This is a genomic window from Terriglobus saanensis SP1PR4 (assembly GCF_000179915.2).
GTDB lineage: Bacteria > Acidobacteriota > Terriglobia > Terriglobales > Acidobacteriaceae > Terriglobus > Terriglobus saanensis.
Map to the genome: position 1 here is coordinate 962940 of NC_014963.1, position 17540 is coordinate 980479.

12 protein-coding genes are annotated in these 17540 nt (G+C 56.9%); 11 read left to right on the forward strand and 1 reads right to left on the reverse strand.

What is annotated here, in order from left to right; translation table 11 throughout:
- Positions 1–108 precede the first annotated feature (108 nt).
- From ACIPR4_RS04060 to ACIPR4_RS04100, 9 genes are all read left to right on the forward strand, one after another.
- A complete protein-coding gene (locus tag ACIPR4_RS04060) occupies positions 109–213 on the forward strand; it encodes a hypothetical protein (protein ID WP_013567377.1) in 105 nt (34 codons plus the stop codon).
- 26 nt (positions 214–239) lie between these two features.
- Complete coding sequence (locus ACIPR4_RS04065) at positions 240–1538, forward strand: GRP family sugar transporter (protein WP_013567378.1); 1299 nt, start codon at positions 240–242, stop codon at positions 1536–1538.
- A gap of 89 nt (positions 1539–1627) precedes the next feature.
- Positions 1628–2644 carry a LacI family DNA-binding transcriptional regulator gene (locus ACIPR4_RS04070; RefSeq protein WP_013567379.1) on the forward strand — a complete coding sequence of 339 codons (1017 nt, stop codon included), beginning with the start codon at positions 1628–1630 and terminating at the stop codon, positions 2642–2644.
- 105 nt (positions 2645–2749) lie between these two features.
- Positions 2750–3613: an inositol oxygenase family protein gene (locus ACIPR4_RS04075; RefSeq protein WP_013567380.1), complete on the forward strand. Its 864-nt coding sequence runs from the start codon at positions 2750–2752 to the stop codon at positions 3611–3613.
- Between the two features lie 324 nt (positions 3614–3937).
- On the forward strand, positions 3938–7468 hold the full coding sequence (locus tag ACIPR4_RS04080; protein WP_013567381.1) for a TonB-dependent receptor: 3531 nt from the start codon (positions 3938–3940) through the stop codon (positions 7466–7468).
- A gap of 93 nt (positions 7469–7561) precedes the next feature.
- Positions 7562–8734: a phosphatidylinositol-specific phospholipase C1-like protein gene (locus ACIPR4_RS04085; protein WP_013567382.1), complete on the forward strand. Its 1173-nt coding sequence runs from the start codon at positions 7562–7564 to the stop codon at positions 8732–8734.
- 63 nt (positions 8735–8797) lie between these two features.
- On the forward strand, positions 8798–10048 hold the full coding sequence (locus ACIPR4_RS04090; RefSeq protein WP_013567383.1) for an ROK family protein: 1251 nt from the start codon (positions 8798–8800) through the stop codon (positions 10046–10048).
- Positions 10049–10133: 85 nt separating this feature from the next.
- The gene (locus tag ACIPR4_RS04095; protein ID WP_013567384.1) at positions 10134–12344 is read left to right on the forward strand and encodes a beta-glucosidase family protein; all 2211 of its coding nucleotides are present in this window, start codon (positions 10134–10136) and stop codon (positions 12342–12344) included.
- A 98-nt stretch (positions 12345–12442) separates the two neighbouring features.
- Positions 12443–13264, forward strand: a complete 822-nt coding sequence (locus tag ACIPR4_RS04100; protein WP_013567385.1) for a hypothetical protein — start codon at positions 12443–12445, stop codon at positions 13262–13264.
- On the opposite strand, the gene ACIPR4_RS04105 is transcribed toward ACIPR4_RS04100, so the two are convergent.
- Positions 13265–14725: a glycoside hydrolase family 125 protein gene (locus tag ACIPR4_RS04105; protein WP_013567386.1), complete on the reverse strand. Its 1461-nt coding sequence runs from the start codon at positions 14723–14725 to the stop codon at positions 13265–13267.
- A gap of 171 nt (positions 14726–14896) precedes the next feature.
- On the opposite strand from ACIPR4_RS04105, the gene ACIPR4_RS04110 reads away from it, so the two are divergent.
- Positions 14897–16189: an MFS transporter gene (locus tag ACIPR4_RS04110; protein ID WP_013567387.1), complete on the forward strand. Its 1293-nt coding sequence runs from the start codon at positions 14897–14899 to the stop codon at positions 16187–16189.
- Between the two features lie 85 nt (positions 16190–16274).
- Positions 16275–17501, forward strand: a complete 1227-nt coding sequence (locus tag ACIPR4_RS04115) for an ATP-binding protein (RefSeq protein WP_144312311.1) — start codon at positions 16275–16277, stop codon at positions 17499–17501.
- Positions 17502–17540: the final 39 nt, after the last annotated feature.

Consider the following 17540-nt stretch of genomic DNA (forward strand, 5'->3'; position numbering starts at 1 on the left):
CGGTGCCCACAATTGACACGTCTTATCGGCGAAGATTAGTTTGGCCGCAACGTAATCGGTAACGAAACAGGGAACTTATGCGTCCCACCACAGCTTCGTAGGGAGAACATGCGACCTTCAGAGACGGCGAAAGCCATCCTCACCGACATACACTTCTGGATTCCGGTCGGGGTGCTCGCGCTCGGCCTGGCGCTCCTCGTTGCACTGCACTAAATCAGCTTTACCAGAAGGAAACGAACATGGCGACGGCTCCACTTGCAACACCTCCGCGCAAACTTCATACCGGATCTCTGCACGGCCTGGGTGTTCTCTGTGGCCTGACGGCAGGCGCCTGGCTGGGCGCCGCCGAAGCTCCGACGAAGCTGGTCAACGCGGGTTTTTCCCCTTTTGCGATTTCACTGTGCATGGTGGCAGGCGTCTTCACTGCGCGCTGGACCTTTCCCACTCTTTTAAAAGGAACAACGTATGTCTTCGCGGACCTGATGCAAAAGAAGCACCTCGTGGTCTGGGCGATTCTTGCCGGTGCGCTCTGGGCCGTAGCGAACACACTCACCGTCTTCGCGATTCGCGACGTGGGTCTTGCCGTTGCGTTCCCAATGTGGAACACGAATGCGCTCGTCGGTTTATTTTGGGGACGCATTCTCTTCCGCGAACTCGACGGAGCAGATCGGAAGACGATCGGCAAGGTCATCCTTGGCTCGATATGCATTGTGGTCGCGGCGATCATGCTCGGCTTCAGCACTATTCACGGCGGTGTTACGGCGACGGGACACAATGCGGTTGGTGGCGTACTCGCAGCCATTGGCGCCAGTTTGATGTGGGGAACGATGTATGTTCCTTATCGCAAGGCGTACCTGAGCGGTATGAATCCTCTCTCTTTCGTTACGGCCTTCACCGTAGGCGAATTGTTGACGATGTTCATCCTGACGTGGACGCTCGACGGTGGCCGTAAATCCTCCGTTTTTCAACTCGCACGCAGTGGGCAGTATCTCTTCTGGCTCTTCCTGGGTGGATTCGTCTGGGTGATCGGGGATCTGTTTCAGCAGTTTGCTGCAAAATATTTGGGGATTGGCCGCGGCATTCCTCTCTCCAACACGAACCAGCTCTGGGGGCTCGCCTGGGGCGCTCTCGTCTTTGGCGAACTCGCGACGGCGGATATTAAGCACAAGCTACTGGTTCTCGGCGGATCGACGATCATGATCCTCGGTGCGCTTGCGATCAGTACCGCGAAAGCATCCGCGGGAGAACATGTATCGAAAAACGAGGCCTTGGAGCGGGAGTGTATTCGCTACGGCCTCAGTTATCAGCAAGTGTTAGCAGCACAGAGTGGAGAGGAGTTCGACCGCACGGAGAAGCGTCGCTGGTGGGATGTCGCCATCGTTCTTGCCGCCACCGGCGTCTTCATCTGGTTAGGGATGCGGGCCGTCGTTCCGCCGCTCGCGATGAATATGCGCTGGATGGCTGGGCTGCTTATCATCCTTCTTGTGAGTCTTGTGGGCTGTGGTTGGCGTCTCTTCAAGCAGACACGCTTTTCCTAGTAACTTTCGTCGTTACGTTAACGAAGATTTCCCATACACTTGCTCAATTGCGCTTTTCAGGAAATTAGCACGGGGGTTGCGAAACAAGATTGGCCATTCGTCTCAAGGATATTGCTCGCGACCTGAACGTCTCCACCGTCACCGTCTCCAAGGTGTTACGCGGTAACTCGGATATCAGCGAAAAAACCCGCGCCCGTGTCCTTAAGCGCATGCAGGAGCTGAACTATCAGCCGAACATGCTCGCCCGCGGGCTGGCCAGCGGGCGGACCTACACGGTAGGCCTCGTCGTTCCGGACCTCGTCCATCCTTTTTTTGCGGAGTTCGCCAAATCCCTTTCCGCCGTGCTGCGCGAAAGCCACCGCGCCCTGATTCTGGCTTCCTCCGAAGAAAACGCCGAAATCGAACAGCAGGAGATTCGTACCCTCCTCAGCCGCAGCATCGATGTGCTTCTCATCGCCTCATGCCAGCCAAAGCTCAAAAACTTCTACGAGTTGGGCGACGAACGAACGCCGTATCTTCTGATCGACCGCAATTTCCCCTACCTGGCGGCACATTTTGTCGGTTCTGATGACTACAAGGCCGGTCAGCTGGCTACGCAGCATCTGGTGGATCTGGGACGGAAGCGGATCGCGCATATCGGTGGCCGGGGCATGAGTCCCTCGCTCGACCGTCTGCGCGGCTACCGCGACGCTCTGACCCAGAGCGGTCTGGAAGTGGCAGATAAGTACATTATTCAACGCGAAAAGTTTGAGGAAACAGGCGATATCGCCGGATATCAGGCGATGAAGGAGCTTCTCAAGCTCAAGCCTCGCCCCGATGCCGTCTTTTGCTACAACGACATGACGGCCATCGGTGCGATGGATGCCACGATGGAAGCCGGCCTTCGCATTCCGCAAGACATCGCTTTTGTCGGTTGCGGCAACCTCCGCTATGCCAAGTACCTCAAGATGCCGCTTAGCTCCATCGACCACTCCACCGAGAAGCTGGGAGCGAAGGCTGGGGAACTGGCTTTGGAGCTCACGAAAACGCCGGATTTGACTCCCTCCAGCATTCTGATCGAGCCGAAGCTGGTCCTGCGCGAATCCACGGTCGGCGCAAAGGCCTGAGCTAGAAGCTTTTGCTTGCCATGTTTTGTTCAATTGCCTTATAGTAACCGCTAACGAAATGGTTGATCGCTCGCACCTTAAGCGCGATAGCCACAGGGAGCGACTATGAGCACAGCGACAGCCATTACCGAACAGAATCCACTCGGCGACATCGACCAGTGGGATGAATTCCTTGCCGGCCGATACCAGGAGGGCAAGTCCGAGACCGAGTTTCGCCAGTACGACGCGGAAGCGAATCCCGGCGTAGCCGAGTTTTATCGTCTGAATCATCAGTACCAGACGCATGAGTACGTGCTCGGCAAAGAGAAGGAATACTTCGGCCTGACGCGCGGCAAGAAGACCATCTGGGAGGCTGCTGAGTTCCTCAACACGCTCGTTGATGACAGCGATCCGGACACCGATCTCACCCAGATAGAGCATCTTCTTCAGACCTCGGAAGCCATGCGCCGCGACAAGCAGCCCCGTTGGATGATCCTTACCGGCTTCGTGCATGACCTCGGCAAATGCCTCTGTCTCTATGGCGAACCCCAGTGGGGCGTCGTGGGCGACACCTTTCCCACCGGCTGCGCCTACTCCAAAGACATCGTCTTCCCGGAGTACTTCGCCGCCAATCCCGACTCGAAGAACCCTCTGTACCAGACGAAATACGGCATCTACGAGCCCAACTGCGGCCTGGACAAGGTGCATATGTCCTTCGGGCACGACGGCTACATCTACGAAGTCATGAAGAACTACCTCCCGATAGAGTCGCTCTACATGCTGCGTTACCACTCCTTCTATTCGTGGCACCGTCACGGAGCGTATGACCATCTCTGCAATGAGCAGGATCGGGAGATGCTCCAGTGGGTGAACAAGTTCAATCCGTACGATCTCTACTCCAAGGGCCATACCAAGCCGAACATGGCGGAGTTGAAGCCTTATTACGATGAACTCTTCGCTGAGTTCTTCCCTGAGAAGATCGACTGGTAACTGAGCAAAGTTAGCGGTTCCTAAAAGCCCCAGGCAAAATGCCTGGGGCTTTTTACTGTCATCAACGTTTATTGTGCGAATAGCGACGCTTGGAAGAGGTTGATTACGTAAAAAAGTGTAGACCGTAAGTTATTGAAATAATTGAATATATTTAAAATTCAGTAACTTACGTTATCGATTTCGATTGACTTGAGCTGTTGTGCCCTTTAACTTCGCACTATGCCACGAAGTAATTCTCGACGAAAGTACCTTCCTGCCGGTATTGTGATTGATCGTCGGGCGAGCACTTCGTTCAAAGACAATGAAAACAAAGAAGGAAGCGTAATGAATCAATTTCTCACGAGGTCTATGTCGCGCTGGCAACTGCTGGTGATGACCATCTGTCTGCTCTTCGGGACGACCATGATGCAGGCGCAGTTCGAATCCGCCTCCGTTCTAGGTTACGTTCGCGATAACGCAGGCGCTGCTGTCCCCAATGCCCAGGTCACACTCACCAACGTTGCCACCAACATCGCACAGACGGCCAAGACCGACGGCGAAGGCAAGTACGAGTTCAACTCCGTCCAGATCGGCAACTATGTCGTTACGACCTCTGCCACTGGCTTTGAGGGTGCAAAGACCGAGACGTTCAACGTACAGACCAATGCCCGTCAGCGTGTCGACGTCGCTGTTAAACCAGGATCGGTTGCCACTGTGGTCGAAGTCACTTCTGCGGCGCAGCTTCTGGAAACAGAGACCAGCTCTCGCGGCCAGGTCATCGGCACACGTGAGGTGGAGAACCTTCCTCTCAACGGCCGTTCTTACGCTGACCTTGTCCTGCTTGTTCCTGGAGCGCGCAAGTCCACCCTAGAGAACCAGACTGCATCCAGCCGCGAAGGTTCGTTCAATATCAACGGACAGCGGTCTGCATTCAACAACTTCCTGCTCGATGGTCTAGACAACAACAACTACGGCACGTCGAATCAGGGTTTTGAAAACGAAAACATCTCCCCGTCTCCAGATGCGGTCAATGAATTCCGCGTCGAAACGAACAACTACTCCGCAGAGTACGGTCGTGCCTCGGGCGCTGTGATCAACGTGTCGACCCGCCGTGGTACCAATGCCTTTCACGGCCGTGCCTGGGACTACCTTCGCAACACGAACCTGAATGCGATTGGCCCGTTTCCTCCAAACCTTGGTGTGAAGCCTGTCCTCATCCGTAACCAGTTCGGTGGCACTTTTGGCGGTCCGATTTTCAAAGACCGTACATTTTTCTTCGCAGATTACGAAGGTCTGCGCCAGATCTTCCGTAACCCCACGACGGCTGTTACACTGCCGAACGCAGAACAGCGCGCTGGTAGCTTTGTGCTGCATCGCGTAGACGGTACAACGGCACCAATTCCCTTGTATAACCCCATCACGGGCACCATTTTTGCAAATGGCACTGTGACGGCACAGTCCACTGCTTTTGCTCGTGCCGTTCTTGCTGCCCTGCCAGCGAACACCTCGCCTCTGGCTTACAACACTTTCAGTAATAACTTCGTTGCATCACCTCGTGGAACGATCAATGACGACAAAGGCGATGTCCGCATCGACCATACCTTCAATCAGAAGTGGAGTGCTTTCGCGCGCTACAGCGAGCATCAGGCGGTCATCTTCGATCCGCCTACGGTGACTGGTCGCGCCGGTGGTAATGCGAACTCGAACGTCAACATTCAGAACCGCCAGATTGCAGGTGGTTTGACCTGGGTGATTTCTTCCAACAAACTGCTCGATGTCCGATTTGCTTACACACGCAACATCGGTGCGAAATCCCCCTTTGGTCAAGGCGATTCATCGTTGCTTACAGAAAACGGGATTACGGATGGTCTCCCGACGGACCCGTCAATTGTGCGTGATTTGAATGGACAGTCCATTCAGGGATTCACACAGCTTGGTGCTCAGACGTCGAGCCCCCAGTTCCAGAACCCCACGATCTACAATCCGAAGGCGAATTTTACCTATGTCAAGGGTAAGCATTCGATGAAGATCGGCTATGAATACCAGGCCGTGAACACACAGGTGAACGACTTCAACCCGAGTTATGGGCAGGATAACTACGCCAGCCTCTACTCGACAGGTCCGTCCAGTGTAGTTGCGGGCAAGACGGTCCCATTCTTTAGTGCATGCACCTCACCTACAGCTACAGGTTGCATCCCGACCGATACCGCTACAGGGAATACGGCCAGCACCCAAATTGCGCAGGCACAGGCTGCTGCCGATTTTCTCTTTGGCAATCGCTCATCTTACTCGCTCACCAATTTCACCGTTGTGAACCTTCGCCAGCGCTTCAATTTCATGTATTTCCAGGACGACATGAAGCTGATGCCGAATCTCACGATCAACGCGGGCCTCCGCTATGAGCTGGCCACACCTCAGTGGGAGCGCGACAACAAACTTGCCAACTTTGATCCAAATACCAAGAGCCTCATCCAGGCAAAATCCGGCAGCATCTATGACCGCGCCCTGGTTCACATGCCACTTACAAATTTCGGCCCACGCATCGGCTTCTCTTACAGCCCGTTACAGAAAACGGTTTTCCGCGGTGGCTACGGTATTGCTTATACGCAATTCAACCGCGCCGGTGGCGAGAACAATCTGACCTACAACGGCCCAAATGTCGTCAATGCTACGGTCAACAACTTCAATTCTGCCTACCCCACAACAACGAGCCTCTGCACGAACGATACGCAGGATCAGACCGCTTGCTTCCGGCAGACGCAGCAGGGATACTCCAATATCCTTGTCAATTCTGCCAACTTCAATCCACTCAAGGTAACTTCACGGTACATCGCGCCTAACTTCAAGACCGGCTACGTCCAGAGCTACCACTTAGGCTTTCAGACGCAGCTTCCCGGTGGGATCGTGGCGGACATCGCATACGTTGGTAACAAGGGTACACATCTTCAGGTACTCGCTGACTACAACCAGGCCACCCCTTGCCTCGCGGCTACGCTTGGAGCCTGCACTACGATCAGCTCCTACCAGGCACGCCGTCCAGTTCCAACGTTCGGCGATATTGAAATTGCCTACGGTGCGGGTTCTTCGAACTACAACTCGCTGCAGGCCAAACTGGAGAAGCGCGCTGGCGCACTCTATGTGCTCAACTCCTTCACCTACAGCCGTACCTATGACATTTCTTCAGGCCATCTGGAGACTGCCAACGGCGATAACTCTCGCGTGAACTATGCCAACCCGAGCAACGACTACGGTCCGTCAGGATATGACCAACCGCTTTCCGATACGACCTCCATTGTCTACGACCTGCCTTATGGACATGGCCGTCGCTTTGGCGCCAGCTCGAATGCACTCTCAAATGCGGTTCTGGGTGGATGGCAGCTCACGACCATCAATACGATGACCAGTGGTTTGCCGGTAAACATCAACTACAGCACGTCTTCGTCGAACGGAACCACGGGTATGCTCTTTGGAACTGACCTGGTTACTTATCGGCCTCAGCACATCGCGGGAACTCCGGTCTATGGCCCTGCATCCGGTCGTGCTAAAACCGCAACCGCTCTCACCGGCTTCTTGCCGCTCTCCAGCTATGCCTTGCCGTCGTTCGCTTCATTTGGTAACACATCGCCATACGGCAACGTATCGCGTAACAGCGTACGCTCCTACGCGTTCTTTCAGACGGACATCGGCCTCCACAAGGCATTCCCCCTGTGGAACGATCACTCCAACCTGGACTTCCGCGCAGAAGCATTCAACATCTTGAATAAGGTGAACTATGGCGCACCGGATGGCAACATCTCGGACGGCAGTGGCTTTGGAGCCATCACCACCGCCTATCCTGCGCGTCAGCTTCAACTGGCCGCGAAGTTCATCTTCTAACGATTGCCTTACTGTTCTATCTCTTGCGAGGAGCGGCTTTGGCCGCTCCTCGTTTGGTTCGCATCGCAGTCACCACAAATTTTCAGGAGCCGCATGACCCGTCTTTCCTTTGCCGCAACGTTTGCCACTCTTGCCGCCGCATCGCTCGCTCTTGCGCAGACCGCAACGCAGCAGGACAAGCTCGTCCATCTGAACCAGATCCAGGTCATCGGCTCGCACAATAGCTACAACCTCGGCTTCGCACCCAGCGAAGCAAAGTTTATGAAGATGCGTAATCCCAAGGGCTATGCTTCGCTGGAATACAGCCACAAGGCCCTCACGCATCAGCTCGACGGCGGCGTCCGCCAGCTTGAGATCGATATCTACGCCGATCCGCAGGGTGGTCGCTACGCACATCCGCTCATCGTGGAACTGACCAAGCAGGCTGGTCTGCCCGCTGATCCCGATTTCGATCCGAATCACGAGATGGATAAGCCTGGATTCAAGGTAATTCACGTCCAGGACTTCAATCAGCGCGCGAGCTGCATGACCTTTATCGGCTGCCTGCGCGAGGTCAAGGCATGGTCGAAGGCGAACCCGCAGCACGTTCCTGTCTTTCTGCTCATCGAAAGCAAGAGCGGCGGCGCTCTCAAGGACGTTCCGAACAGCGTCGCAGCCCTGCCGTTTACCTCGGAACTCTTCGACGCGCTCGACAAAGAGATCCGCTCCGTCTTCTCCGACTCGGAGATGGTTCTTCCAGACCAGGTACGCGGAAAGTATCCGACGCTCGAAGCTGCAGTGCTCGCCGGGAAGTGGCCGACGCTCGCCAACTCGCGCGGCAAGGTCATTTTTCTTATGGACCAGAAGAAAGATAGTCCGACTTATGCAGCCGGTCATCCCAATTTGGAACACCGCATCCTCTTCACAAATGCCGTTCCGGGAAACCCGGATGCCGCCTTCATCGAAGAGAACAGTGGCACGAAGGCAGAAATTGACGCTCTCGTGAAGCGTGGCTATATCATCCGTGCTCGCACCGACGAAGGCACCGTTGCGGCGCGCAATAACGACACAACACGTCGCGATGAGGTACTTTCCAGCGGTGCGCAGATGATTTCCACCGACTATCCGCTCTCCGAGCCTTCGGAGTGGAGTGGGTATTCTGTCGGGTTGCCCAATGGCCTTCCGGCACGTTGCAACATCGTCAATGCTCCTGCAGGATGCAGCGATGCTCTCCTGGAACCGAACGCGAAGAGTGCCGGAACGGAATCTCCTGTGCATCATCCGTAGTTTTTTCTCGTCACAAATGAAGGTCGCGGGCTATCATTCCGGAACGAAGTTTCATCCTTCCCAATGGCTACCAGCAGACCTCAAGTTCGCGGGATTCGAAGAGTCGACCTGGCTTATGCCAAAGTTGCATCCAGCGAGCTCGCGCGTGACGTCAACCGGGACTTGTTGTTGGAGATCGTTCGATCGCACCAGCCGGTCTCTCGTGCAGATCTTTCACGCCTCTCACGGCTGCAACCTTCTACGGTTTCCGCCATTGTGGAAGATTTGATTGAAGATGGCTGGGTAGTGGAAGGTGGTACGGCGAGTCGCCCACGCGGCCGCCGTCCCACCATGCTTTCAATCAACGATGAATTTGTCGTCCTCGTCGCTGATATCCGCCCGCGACAGGCGATTCTCTCCGTCGTCGATCTCAACGGACGCTTCCTCGCGCGCGAAGCCTTGCCCATTTCCACTGAGGCTCAGCCAGCGGTGAATGCGATTGTCGCAGCGATGCAGGCGATGCGGGAAGAACATCCGACGAAGAGCTTTGTTGGTGTCGGCATCAGTTTGCCTGGCCGCGTCGATCCGCGCACACAGCGGCTTGTACACGCCCCCAATTTGTCATGGACGCAGTTCGATCTCAAGAGTGCGATCCAGCAGGAGATTGGTCTTCCGACGGAGATGGATAACGCCGCCAACGCGAGCCTCCTCTCCGAGCTTTGGTTTGGCAACATGGATGGAACGCGGGATGCCGTCCTGGTGACGTTTGCGGAAGGCGTGGGCGCGGCAATCCTCGCAGATGGTCAACTCGTCGTCGGGCGCGGCGGTCTGGCTGGAGAGTTCGGGCACATTCCCATGGATGCTGCAGGTCTGCCATGCGGCTGTGGCCAGCGTGGTTGCTGGGAGACGGTCTCTTCCAATCGCGCGGCCCTTCGTTACTATGCCGAAAAGACCTCAAGCGATACGCATCTGACTTACCTGGACCTGATCCACCGCGCGACGGAGAGCGAGGCGGCAGCGATTGAGGCCATCGAAGAGCAGGCCCGAGCGATCGGCAGAGGTCTTCGTCTGGTCACGGCAAGTCTCTCTCCGGAAATCATACTGATCGATGGAGACATCGTTGGTGCGTGGGCGATTGCGAGGCCCGTCATCGAAGAAGAGCTGCACAAAGGTATGCTCGCAGGTACGCCTCCGCGTGTGATCCGCAGCAGCGGTGGAGAGCTGGGACGGCTTCGTGGCGCGGCTGCCGTGCTTCTGCAGCGGCGTTCCGCTCACCATCATCATCTTGTGCAGACGTCTGCAGAGAGCGCTCCCGCACTCGCATCGTTGGCCTAAGTCCACCAGAGACTGGCGACTTCGTCTCGCATCCGCTAAGCTGATGCGGCAGAGCATCTCTTCTTAACTCAGGATTTGTCCCCCAATGAAAAGCGTTCGCGTCGTTCTATTGCTGTGTCTTCTGCCCCTTTCAAACCTTCACGCACAGAAGAACAAGCGTCCGGAGCCGCCTCCCACTCCTCATCCTTGGATGAACGCGTCCCTCGATCCTGACAGTCGTGCGGACATGGTGCAGCAGCAGCTTACCTTCGACGAAAAAATGCAGCTTGTGCACGGTATCGGGTGGGGCGTTCTCCGGGATGGCGATCCTGTGCCGCCCACGTCGAACTTCGGTGCAGGCATGGTGATCGGCATCCCACGTCTCGGCATCCCGGATATCAATCTCATGGACTCCGCTGTAGGCATTCGCATGGCTGCCTACCAGAGCCGCTATGCCACGCTGCTTCCCTCGACGCTTGGTGCCGCATCGAGCTTCGATCCTGAGGGTGCGTTTCTGTATGGATCGGTCATCGGTCGCGAGCTGCGCGACTGGGGCAGCAACATGTCCATCGGCGGTGGAGTCGATCTCACGCGTGAACCGCGCAACGGCCGCAACTTTGAGTACGCGGGCGAAGACCCTGTACTTGCCGGCACGATGACAGGCAACCTCATGCGCGGCGTTATCGCGAATCATGTCATGAGCGACATCAAGCACTTCGCCGTCAATGACGAAGAGACCGGTCGCAACATCAACAACGTCGTGATGGGGCACCGCGCTCTGCGTGAAACAGACTTGCTCGCATTCCAGATTGCGATTGGCATTGCGAGCCCTTCGGCTGTGATGTGTTCGTACAACAAGGTGAACACGCACTGGGCGTGTGAGAACGACTACCTGCTCAACAAGGTGCTCAAGCGCGACTTCGGCTTCAAAGGATTTGTCGTCTCCGATTGGGAAGCGACGCACTCCACGGTGAAGGCCGCGAATGCCGGTCTTGATATGGAGATGCCGGGCGAAGACTTCTTCGGCAAGGACCTGCGTAAGGCCGTCGCGGATAAAAAGGTATCAATGGCGCGGGTCGACGATATGGTGCATCGCATTCTCCGTAGCATGTTCGCCGCAGGCGTAGTGGACTATCCCTTCCAACGACGCGTGACGGATCCCTTCCGTGGACTCGACGATGCGCAGCACATCGCGGAAGAGAGCATCGTACTTCTGAAGAATCGCGCACACCTTCTTCCTCTGGCAAAGGCTACGACGCACAGCATTGCGCTGATCGGTTCGCATGCAGATGTAGGCATGCTCTCCGGTGGTGGTTCCGCGCAGGTCGACGCTCCTGGTGGCAATGCCGTTGCGCCATTTGAGGGCGCTGCGCGCTGGGGATATCCGATCTACTTTCCGACATCGCCGCTCAAGTACATCCAGAAGGCGATGCCCTCGGCGAAGGTCTCGTACAACAGTGGGGACGATATTGCTGCGGCTGTCGCGTTGGCAAAGAAGTCGGATGTCGCCTTTGTCTTTGTCAATCAGTTCTCAACCGAATCGCGTGACTTTCTGACGTTATCCCTACCGAACAATCAGGATGCTCTTGTTGCCGCAATTGCTGCTGCAAATCCGAAGACGATCGTCGTGCTTGAAACCGGTGGTCCCGTCTCCATGCCATGGATCGAGCACGTCGCTGCGGTCTTCGCGGCTTGGTATCCCGGCATCGGCGGAGCGCAGGCCCTGGCGAATCTTGTTTCGGGCGAGGTCAATCCTTCCGGCAAACTTCCCATCACATTTGCACGCACGGAGGCCGACCTGCCTACGCCGGTCGTTCCCGGACTCGATCAACCGAACGCTTATGTCGTCGATGGCGAAGCGAAGGTCAAGCCTTTCGATGTCGTCTATCCTGAGCCGATTGCCGTTGGCTACCGCTGGTACGAACTGAAGAAGAAGACGCCGCTCTTCTCCTTTGGATACGGCCTCTCGTACACCAGCTACGCTTACTCCGCGTTGAAAGTGGATGCTTCGGCGAAGCAGGTCAGCTTCCGCGTGAAGAACACAGGAGCACGGGCAGGGACGGAGATCGCGCAAGTGTATGTTCAGCTTCCAGAGTTGGCAGGAGAGCCTTTCAAAAAACTGGTTGCGTTCAAGCGAGTCACTCTGAAGCCCATGGAAGAGCAGACGGTCACGCTGCCGATCGATCCTGCCTTCATCAAAATCTATGTGGAAGAGGGAACGGATGACGGCCACTGGGAGTTGCCCAAGGGTGATTTCACCGTTTTCGCAGGTGGGTCCTCTGCAACCCTTCCGCTTCATACGGTTGTGGCCTTCTGAAAACTCAACCCGAGAGCCATCGACATGTCCCGTACAACAACAGCGGGCACTTCGCGCATCGACTCCAGTACGTCCTCGCGACGTCTAAGGATCTTCTGATGCGCGCAGTGTCTATTTGTCTCGTTTTTCTATCGCTGACCTTCGGTGCACAGGCGCAGACCGTCGATCAGATTCAGACTCCGGCGGCACAACGCGAGTTCCTACAGACTCTCGCCGCGCATGAGAAAGCGGCAGCCGACCACCAGACGCACTTCTCCTATCTCTCTTCGGAACGCAGCGAGCGCACGGGCGGTCATCTTTGGTCCGAGCGTGTGATCGAAAGTAAGTCGGGGCGCGTGCGCATGCTCCTCGCGGAAGATGGCAAACCGCTCGACGAGATGCGTGCCAAGGCCGAGCGCGATCGCCTCCAATACCTGGCGCTTCATCCGCAAGTGGTCGAAAGAGATGACGCTGCGCACCATAAGGACGAACTCAAGGCGCAGAGTCTCCTCGAACTTCTTGTGCGCGGATATCTCTACTCCAACCCACGCGTGGAAGGGAAGTATCTTCTGCTCGACTTTCATCCGGACCCGAATTACAAGCCCCAGAGTATGGAAGAGCGCGTTATGGCCGCGATGACCGGTACCGTTGCTGTGGCCAGTGGCTCCGTCCGAGTGCATCGCCTGACGGCGCATCTTGATCAGGAGATGAGCATCGGCTTCGGCATACTCGCCACAATCCACGCAGGGAGCAGCTTCACGACCGAGCGCAACGAGATGCCCACGACGGAGTGGAAGACCACCGATCTCGATTCAAAGATCGATGGTCGCGCCATCTTTTTCAAAACCATCAGCAGCCATGCGAAGTACGATCGCACGGACTACCATCGTCTGCCGGACGACCTCACGGTGGCACAGGCGGTCGCCATGCTGACAAAGTAGCTACATGTAACTCTTCGTCAATAGGTGCGGGCGTTCGGCATGGACACGCAAAATCAGTTCACCGAACAGGGTATTGGCCCAGGCAAACCATGGCCGCGTGAACTTCGCTGCGTCGTCCTTCCAGAACGCCTCATGCATGAAGTTGGTTCCTGCCGTAGTGTTGCGCAGCCAACGCAGGCACTGTTCGATCTCGGTGTCGTCCTTCGATGTCAGAGCGCGAACAATGATGGACATCGGCCAGATGTAACCGTCACCCACATGCGGTCCACCGATTCCCTCGGCTATCTTACCGCGATAGAAGTACGGGTTCGCCTCGCTCAAGGCAAAGCGGCGTGTTCGCTGATACATCGGATCATCTACCTCGACACACTCCAATAGCGCGAGGCTCAGAAGCCCCGGAGCATTCGCGTCGTCCATGCAGAGAGCGTTGCCGTAGCCGTCGACTTCATAGGCAAAGATCTTTCCGAATTCTGGCCTCTCCACAATGCCGTGTGCTGCAACGGCTGCTGCAACTTCATCCGCTAAGCGTGTTGCATCTTCAGCAAGCGCATCGTCGTGCGCGATTGCCTTCGCCATCTCCGCAAGCTGGCGCAGCGATCGCACTGCAAAAAGATTCGCCGGTACAAAGAGTGGATAGACGCAGGCATCATCCGAGGGGCGAAACATCGAGAAGATCATTCCGTTCGACTTTGCCGGTGCGCCGAAGCCGCTTCCGGTCAGCGTGTCTGTGGGATTCCACTCCTGCCTCTGGAAGTGATACGGCCCAGGGTTGTCCTTGCGCTGCTGTTCGCGGAAGGTCTTTACAATAGTCCGCGCCGCCGTGTGCCAGCGCTCGTCAAAAGGCGCAGTATCTCCCACGGCTTTCCAGTAGGCATGCGCCAAACGGACGGTGTAGCAGAGAGAGTCGATCTCCCACTTGCGCTCGCCGACGCTGGGTTTCATGTCTGTGCGGTCATGGACGCTCCAGCTCAGTGGCTTTGCGTCTTCCGAACGCATAAAAGAGTTTGCGTACGGATCCAGCGTGACTAGCCGAGCCTGTCGTCGAATGACGCCTTCGATCAGCTTCGCGAGTGCGGGGTCTTGCTTCGCGTACGGAAGATAGGGCGTCACCTGCGCGGAAGAATCCCGCAGCCACATCGCGTCGATGTCGCCCGTGATGACAAACGTATCCGGCTTACCGTCAAACGTTCCAGGAAAGACGGTTGTATCCAAGGTGTTCGGAAAACAGTTTTCAAACATCGTGGCAAGCTGCGGATCGCGAATCTCCGCGCGGGTTTTGGCGATGGTGCGCTCCACGGCGAGGCTCGTAAAACGTCTTTTTACGGGTAGGGGGCGCGCATGCAGGTCCGACGGTGTGTACTGCGCCAGCAGGCGTCCGGTAGAAGATAAGTCCATCACGGCTACCCCGGCCACAGCCGTGCCGCCCCGTAATAAAGTTCGTCGGGTCAATTCTTTCAACATAAGGCCTTCTTCCACAAAATCTTCTCTCCATCGTGTCATATCGGACGCAAAAACATCACGGGGGCTAAGGCAAACGCCCTAGCGTTCGCAAGCGTTCTATGCGCCCCATGCTTTACAGTGCAGAAGACCCACTTTAGTGCAGCTTTGTTGTTGCCGAACCAGGAGTAGATTTTGCCCGTTGAACGCCGAACCCGAGTCCGATTTTTTCTTGCCTTCTGGCTCTTCGTCCTAAGTGGCGTTGCATTCCTGGACCGCACCAATATCTCCATCGCAGGACTTCAGATCAGCCGCGAATATGGCCTCGGAAATCAGCGCCTCGGTTGGATCTTTTCCGCCTTCCTGATCGGTTATGCCGGCTTCCAGCTTCCGGCTGGTTTCCTTGCGGCCAAGTATGGCCCACGTCGCGTTTTGACGCTCGGTGTCCTGTGGTGGGGCGTCGCGACTGCGCTCACGGCAATTCTTCCCTCGGGCATTCCGCATGCGGTGGCTTTGCTTATTGCAGTGCGCTTCGCTCTGGGCGCGGGTGAAGCCGTTATTTATCCTGCCGCAAATCAATTCGTCGCTCGATGGGTACCGCAACAGGAGCGCGGTTTCGTCAACGGCCTGATCTTTGCCGGAGTAGGCGCAGGCAGCGGACTCACACCGCCTTTGCTCACGTGGATCATCGTTTCGCATGGCTGGCGCGCGGCCTTCTGGTTCTCGGCGGTCATCGGCATTATCGCGGGTGCGGTATGGTGGATCTTCGCGCGTGATACTCCTGAAGATCACCCCGGTGTTTCCCGTTCGGAACTCAAGGAGATCCACGCTGGCCTGACACTCGATGCTTCGGACCTTCCGGGAGCAGCCCCCACCCAGACACGGATCTCGTGGCGTGCCATCTTTGCGCGCAGGGATCTCGCGGCCCTGATGGCCGGGTACTTCGCCTTCGGATATATCGCCTGGGTCTTCTTCAGTTGGTTCTTTCTCTACATGGCGCAGGTCCGAGGCTTCGATCTTAAGGCCAGCGCGCACTACGCCATGCTCCCGTTTCTCTGCATGACCATCTTCAGTCTCGTCGGTGGCTGGCTCTCGGATCGCCTGACGCGCCTGTATGGTCTGCGTGTCGGTCGGTGCTATCTGGCCTCTGTTTCGCTGTTCTTTACGGCGATCTTCCTTGTCCTCGGGTCGCAGGTGCACAGCCCCCAGTTGGCTGGAATTATCCTCGCTGGCGGTGCCGGTGCGCTTTATCTCTCACAGAGCACCTTCTGGTCGGTTTCCGTGGATATCGCGGGCCGCAGTTCGGGAGTCTTCTCTTCACTCGTCAACATGGGCGGACAGATCGGCGGAGCCATCACTGCCTCGCTCACGCCTTGGATCGCACAGCGTTTTGGCTGGACGACCTCCTTCGCCGTGGCTGCCGCGCTGGCACTGGTCGGATCTCTTTGCTGGCTTGTAGTGCACCCGGAGCGTGCGCTGGAAGTCTAAATCAGGAAGATCGACTTGCGTTATAGGGCTCAAGTGTGGTGCCGTAGGTACTATGTCCTATCTGGTCAGACCATGTTGTCTCGCAATGGCGTTGCTGTGCAGCCTGACGACGACACGCGTCGTGGCCCAGGCTGCTCCGGTCGAAGTGCTGACGGCACCCGCTGAAAACGCGCCTCCTGCGGAAGCGGCAGCCACTTCGCCGGGGGTGCAGCCTACCTCCGTCATCCGTGGATTTTCATTTGCAAGCGAGACCGACGCCTCTTCGGTTCAACATGCGTCCGACGTCTCCCTTCCGCCCGGCCATCCTGAGATCATTCTTTTTTTCGACACGGTTTCGCCTATCCGCGGGCCAGTCGAGTTTCGGTACCGTCTGAACGACTACGACGGCGACTGGACCGTCACACTCAACCGGAGCGCGCACTACCGGAAACTTACGCCGGGCGACTACACCTTTGAGGTACAGGCACGCCTCCCTGGGCAGGCCTGGGGAAAACAGGTGGCGGTGCTTCCCGTGGTTCAGCAGCCGTTTTTCTACCAGACGTGGTACTGCTATCTGCTCTTGCTTTTGGGTCTCATCGCGCTTGCAGCGCAGCTTCTGCGCCAGCGCGACCAGTTGCTTAAAGGGCAGATGGGCATGGTCCTGGAAGAGCGCAACCGCATCGCCAGCGACTGCCACGACACGCTCATGGCTGGCTTCGCTGCCATCTCCTGGCAGCTCGAAGCTACGGCGAAGCTCTTCCGTGACGCGGGTACTGTGGACACCCCGGCAGCACAGTCCTGCGAACTTGCACGCAGCATGGTCTCGCACTGTCAGGCAGAAGCGCGTCGTATCATCTGGGACCTTCGCGACTCAGAGGAACTCACCAACGTTCTCTCGCAGGCTCTCTCTCGCGCCGTTACCGCGCATCGCCTGCGCGACAGCATCGAGACCACCTTCGAGATCGAAGGCGAGGAGATCCCCATCGCTCCCGGCGCCGTGCATCACCTCGTCTGCATTGGTCAGGAGGCGGTCACCAACGCTATTCGTCATGCACATTCCTCTACAATCGCCATCCGTCTGAGATATGAAAGCGATGCTCTCAATCTTTCGATTCGGGATAACGGCCGCGGCTTTCAGATCTCCGATCCAGCCACGCGGACCGGCCACTTCGGCATTCCGGTGATGGAAGAACGCGCGCGTAAACTCGGGGGTACGCTGCGCCTGAATACTTCCGTCGATTCAGGCACGGAAGTCTCGGTTACGGTCTCCTTCCAGGCCATTAATCTGCCCGCGACGCAGCAGCATTACGTCGTTCCGTGGATCGGTGTTTAGCCGCACGCGGGAACTCGGGGCGCGACAAGTTCCTCTCAC

Excerpts from the sequence above, each read along its gene's own strand:
- ACIPR4_RS04060 (WP_013567377.1), top strand. The coding sequence starts at position 109 with ATGCGACCTTCAGAGACGGCGAAAGCCATCCTCACCGACATACACTTC.
- ACIPR4_RS04115 (WP_144312311.1), top strand. The coding sequence starts at position 16,275 with ATGGCGTTGCTGTGCAGCCTGACGACGACACGCGTCGTGGCCCAGGCT.
- ACIPR4_RS04100 (WP_013567385.1), top strand. The coding sequence starts at position 12,443 with ATGCGCGCAGTGTCTATTTGTCTCGTTTTTCTATCGCTGACCTTCGGT.
- ACIPR4_RS04090 (WP_013567383.1), top strand. The coding sequence starts at position 8,798 with ATGGCTACCAGCAGACCTCAAGTTCGCGGGATTCGAAGAGTCGACCTG.
- ACIPR4_RS04105 (WP_013567386.1), bottom strand. The coding sequence starts at position 14,725 with ATGTTGAAAGAATTGACCCGACGAACTTTATTACGGGGCGGCACGGCT.
- ACIPR4_RS04080 (WP_013567381.1), top strand. The coding sequence starts at position 3,938 with ATGAATCAATTTCTCACGAGGTCTATGTCGCGCTGGCAACTGCTGGTG.
- ACIPR4_RS04095 (WP_013567384.1), top strand. The coding sequence starts at position 10,134 with ATGAAAAGCGTTCGCGTCGTTCTATTGCTGTGTCTTCTGCCCCTTTCA.
- ACIPR4_RS04065 (WP_013567378.1), top strand. The coding sequence starts at position 240 with ATGGCGACGGCTCCACTTGCAACACCTCCGCGCAAACTTCATACCGGA.
- ACIPR4_RS04075 (WP_013567380.1), top strand. The coding sequence starts at position 2,750 with ATGAGCACAGCGACAGCCATTACCGAACAGAATCCACTCGGCGACATC.
- ACIPR4_RS04085 (WP_013567382.1), top strand. The coding sequence starts at position 7,562 with ATGACCCGTCTTTCCTTTGCCGCAACGTTTGCCACTCTTGCCGCCGCA.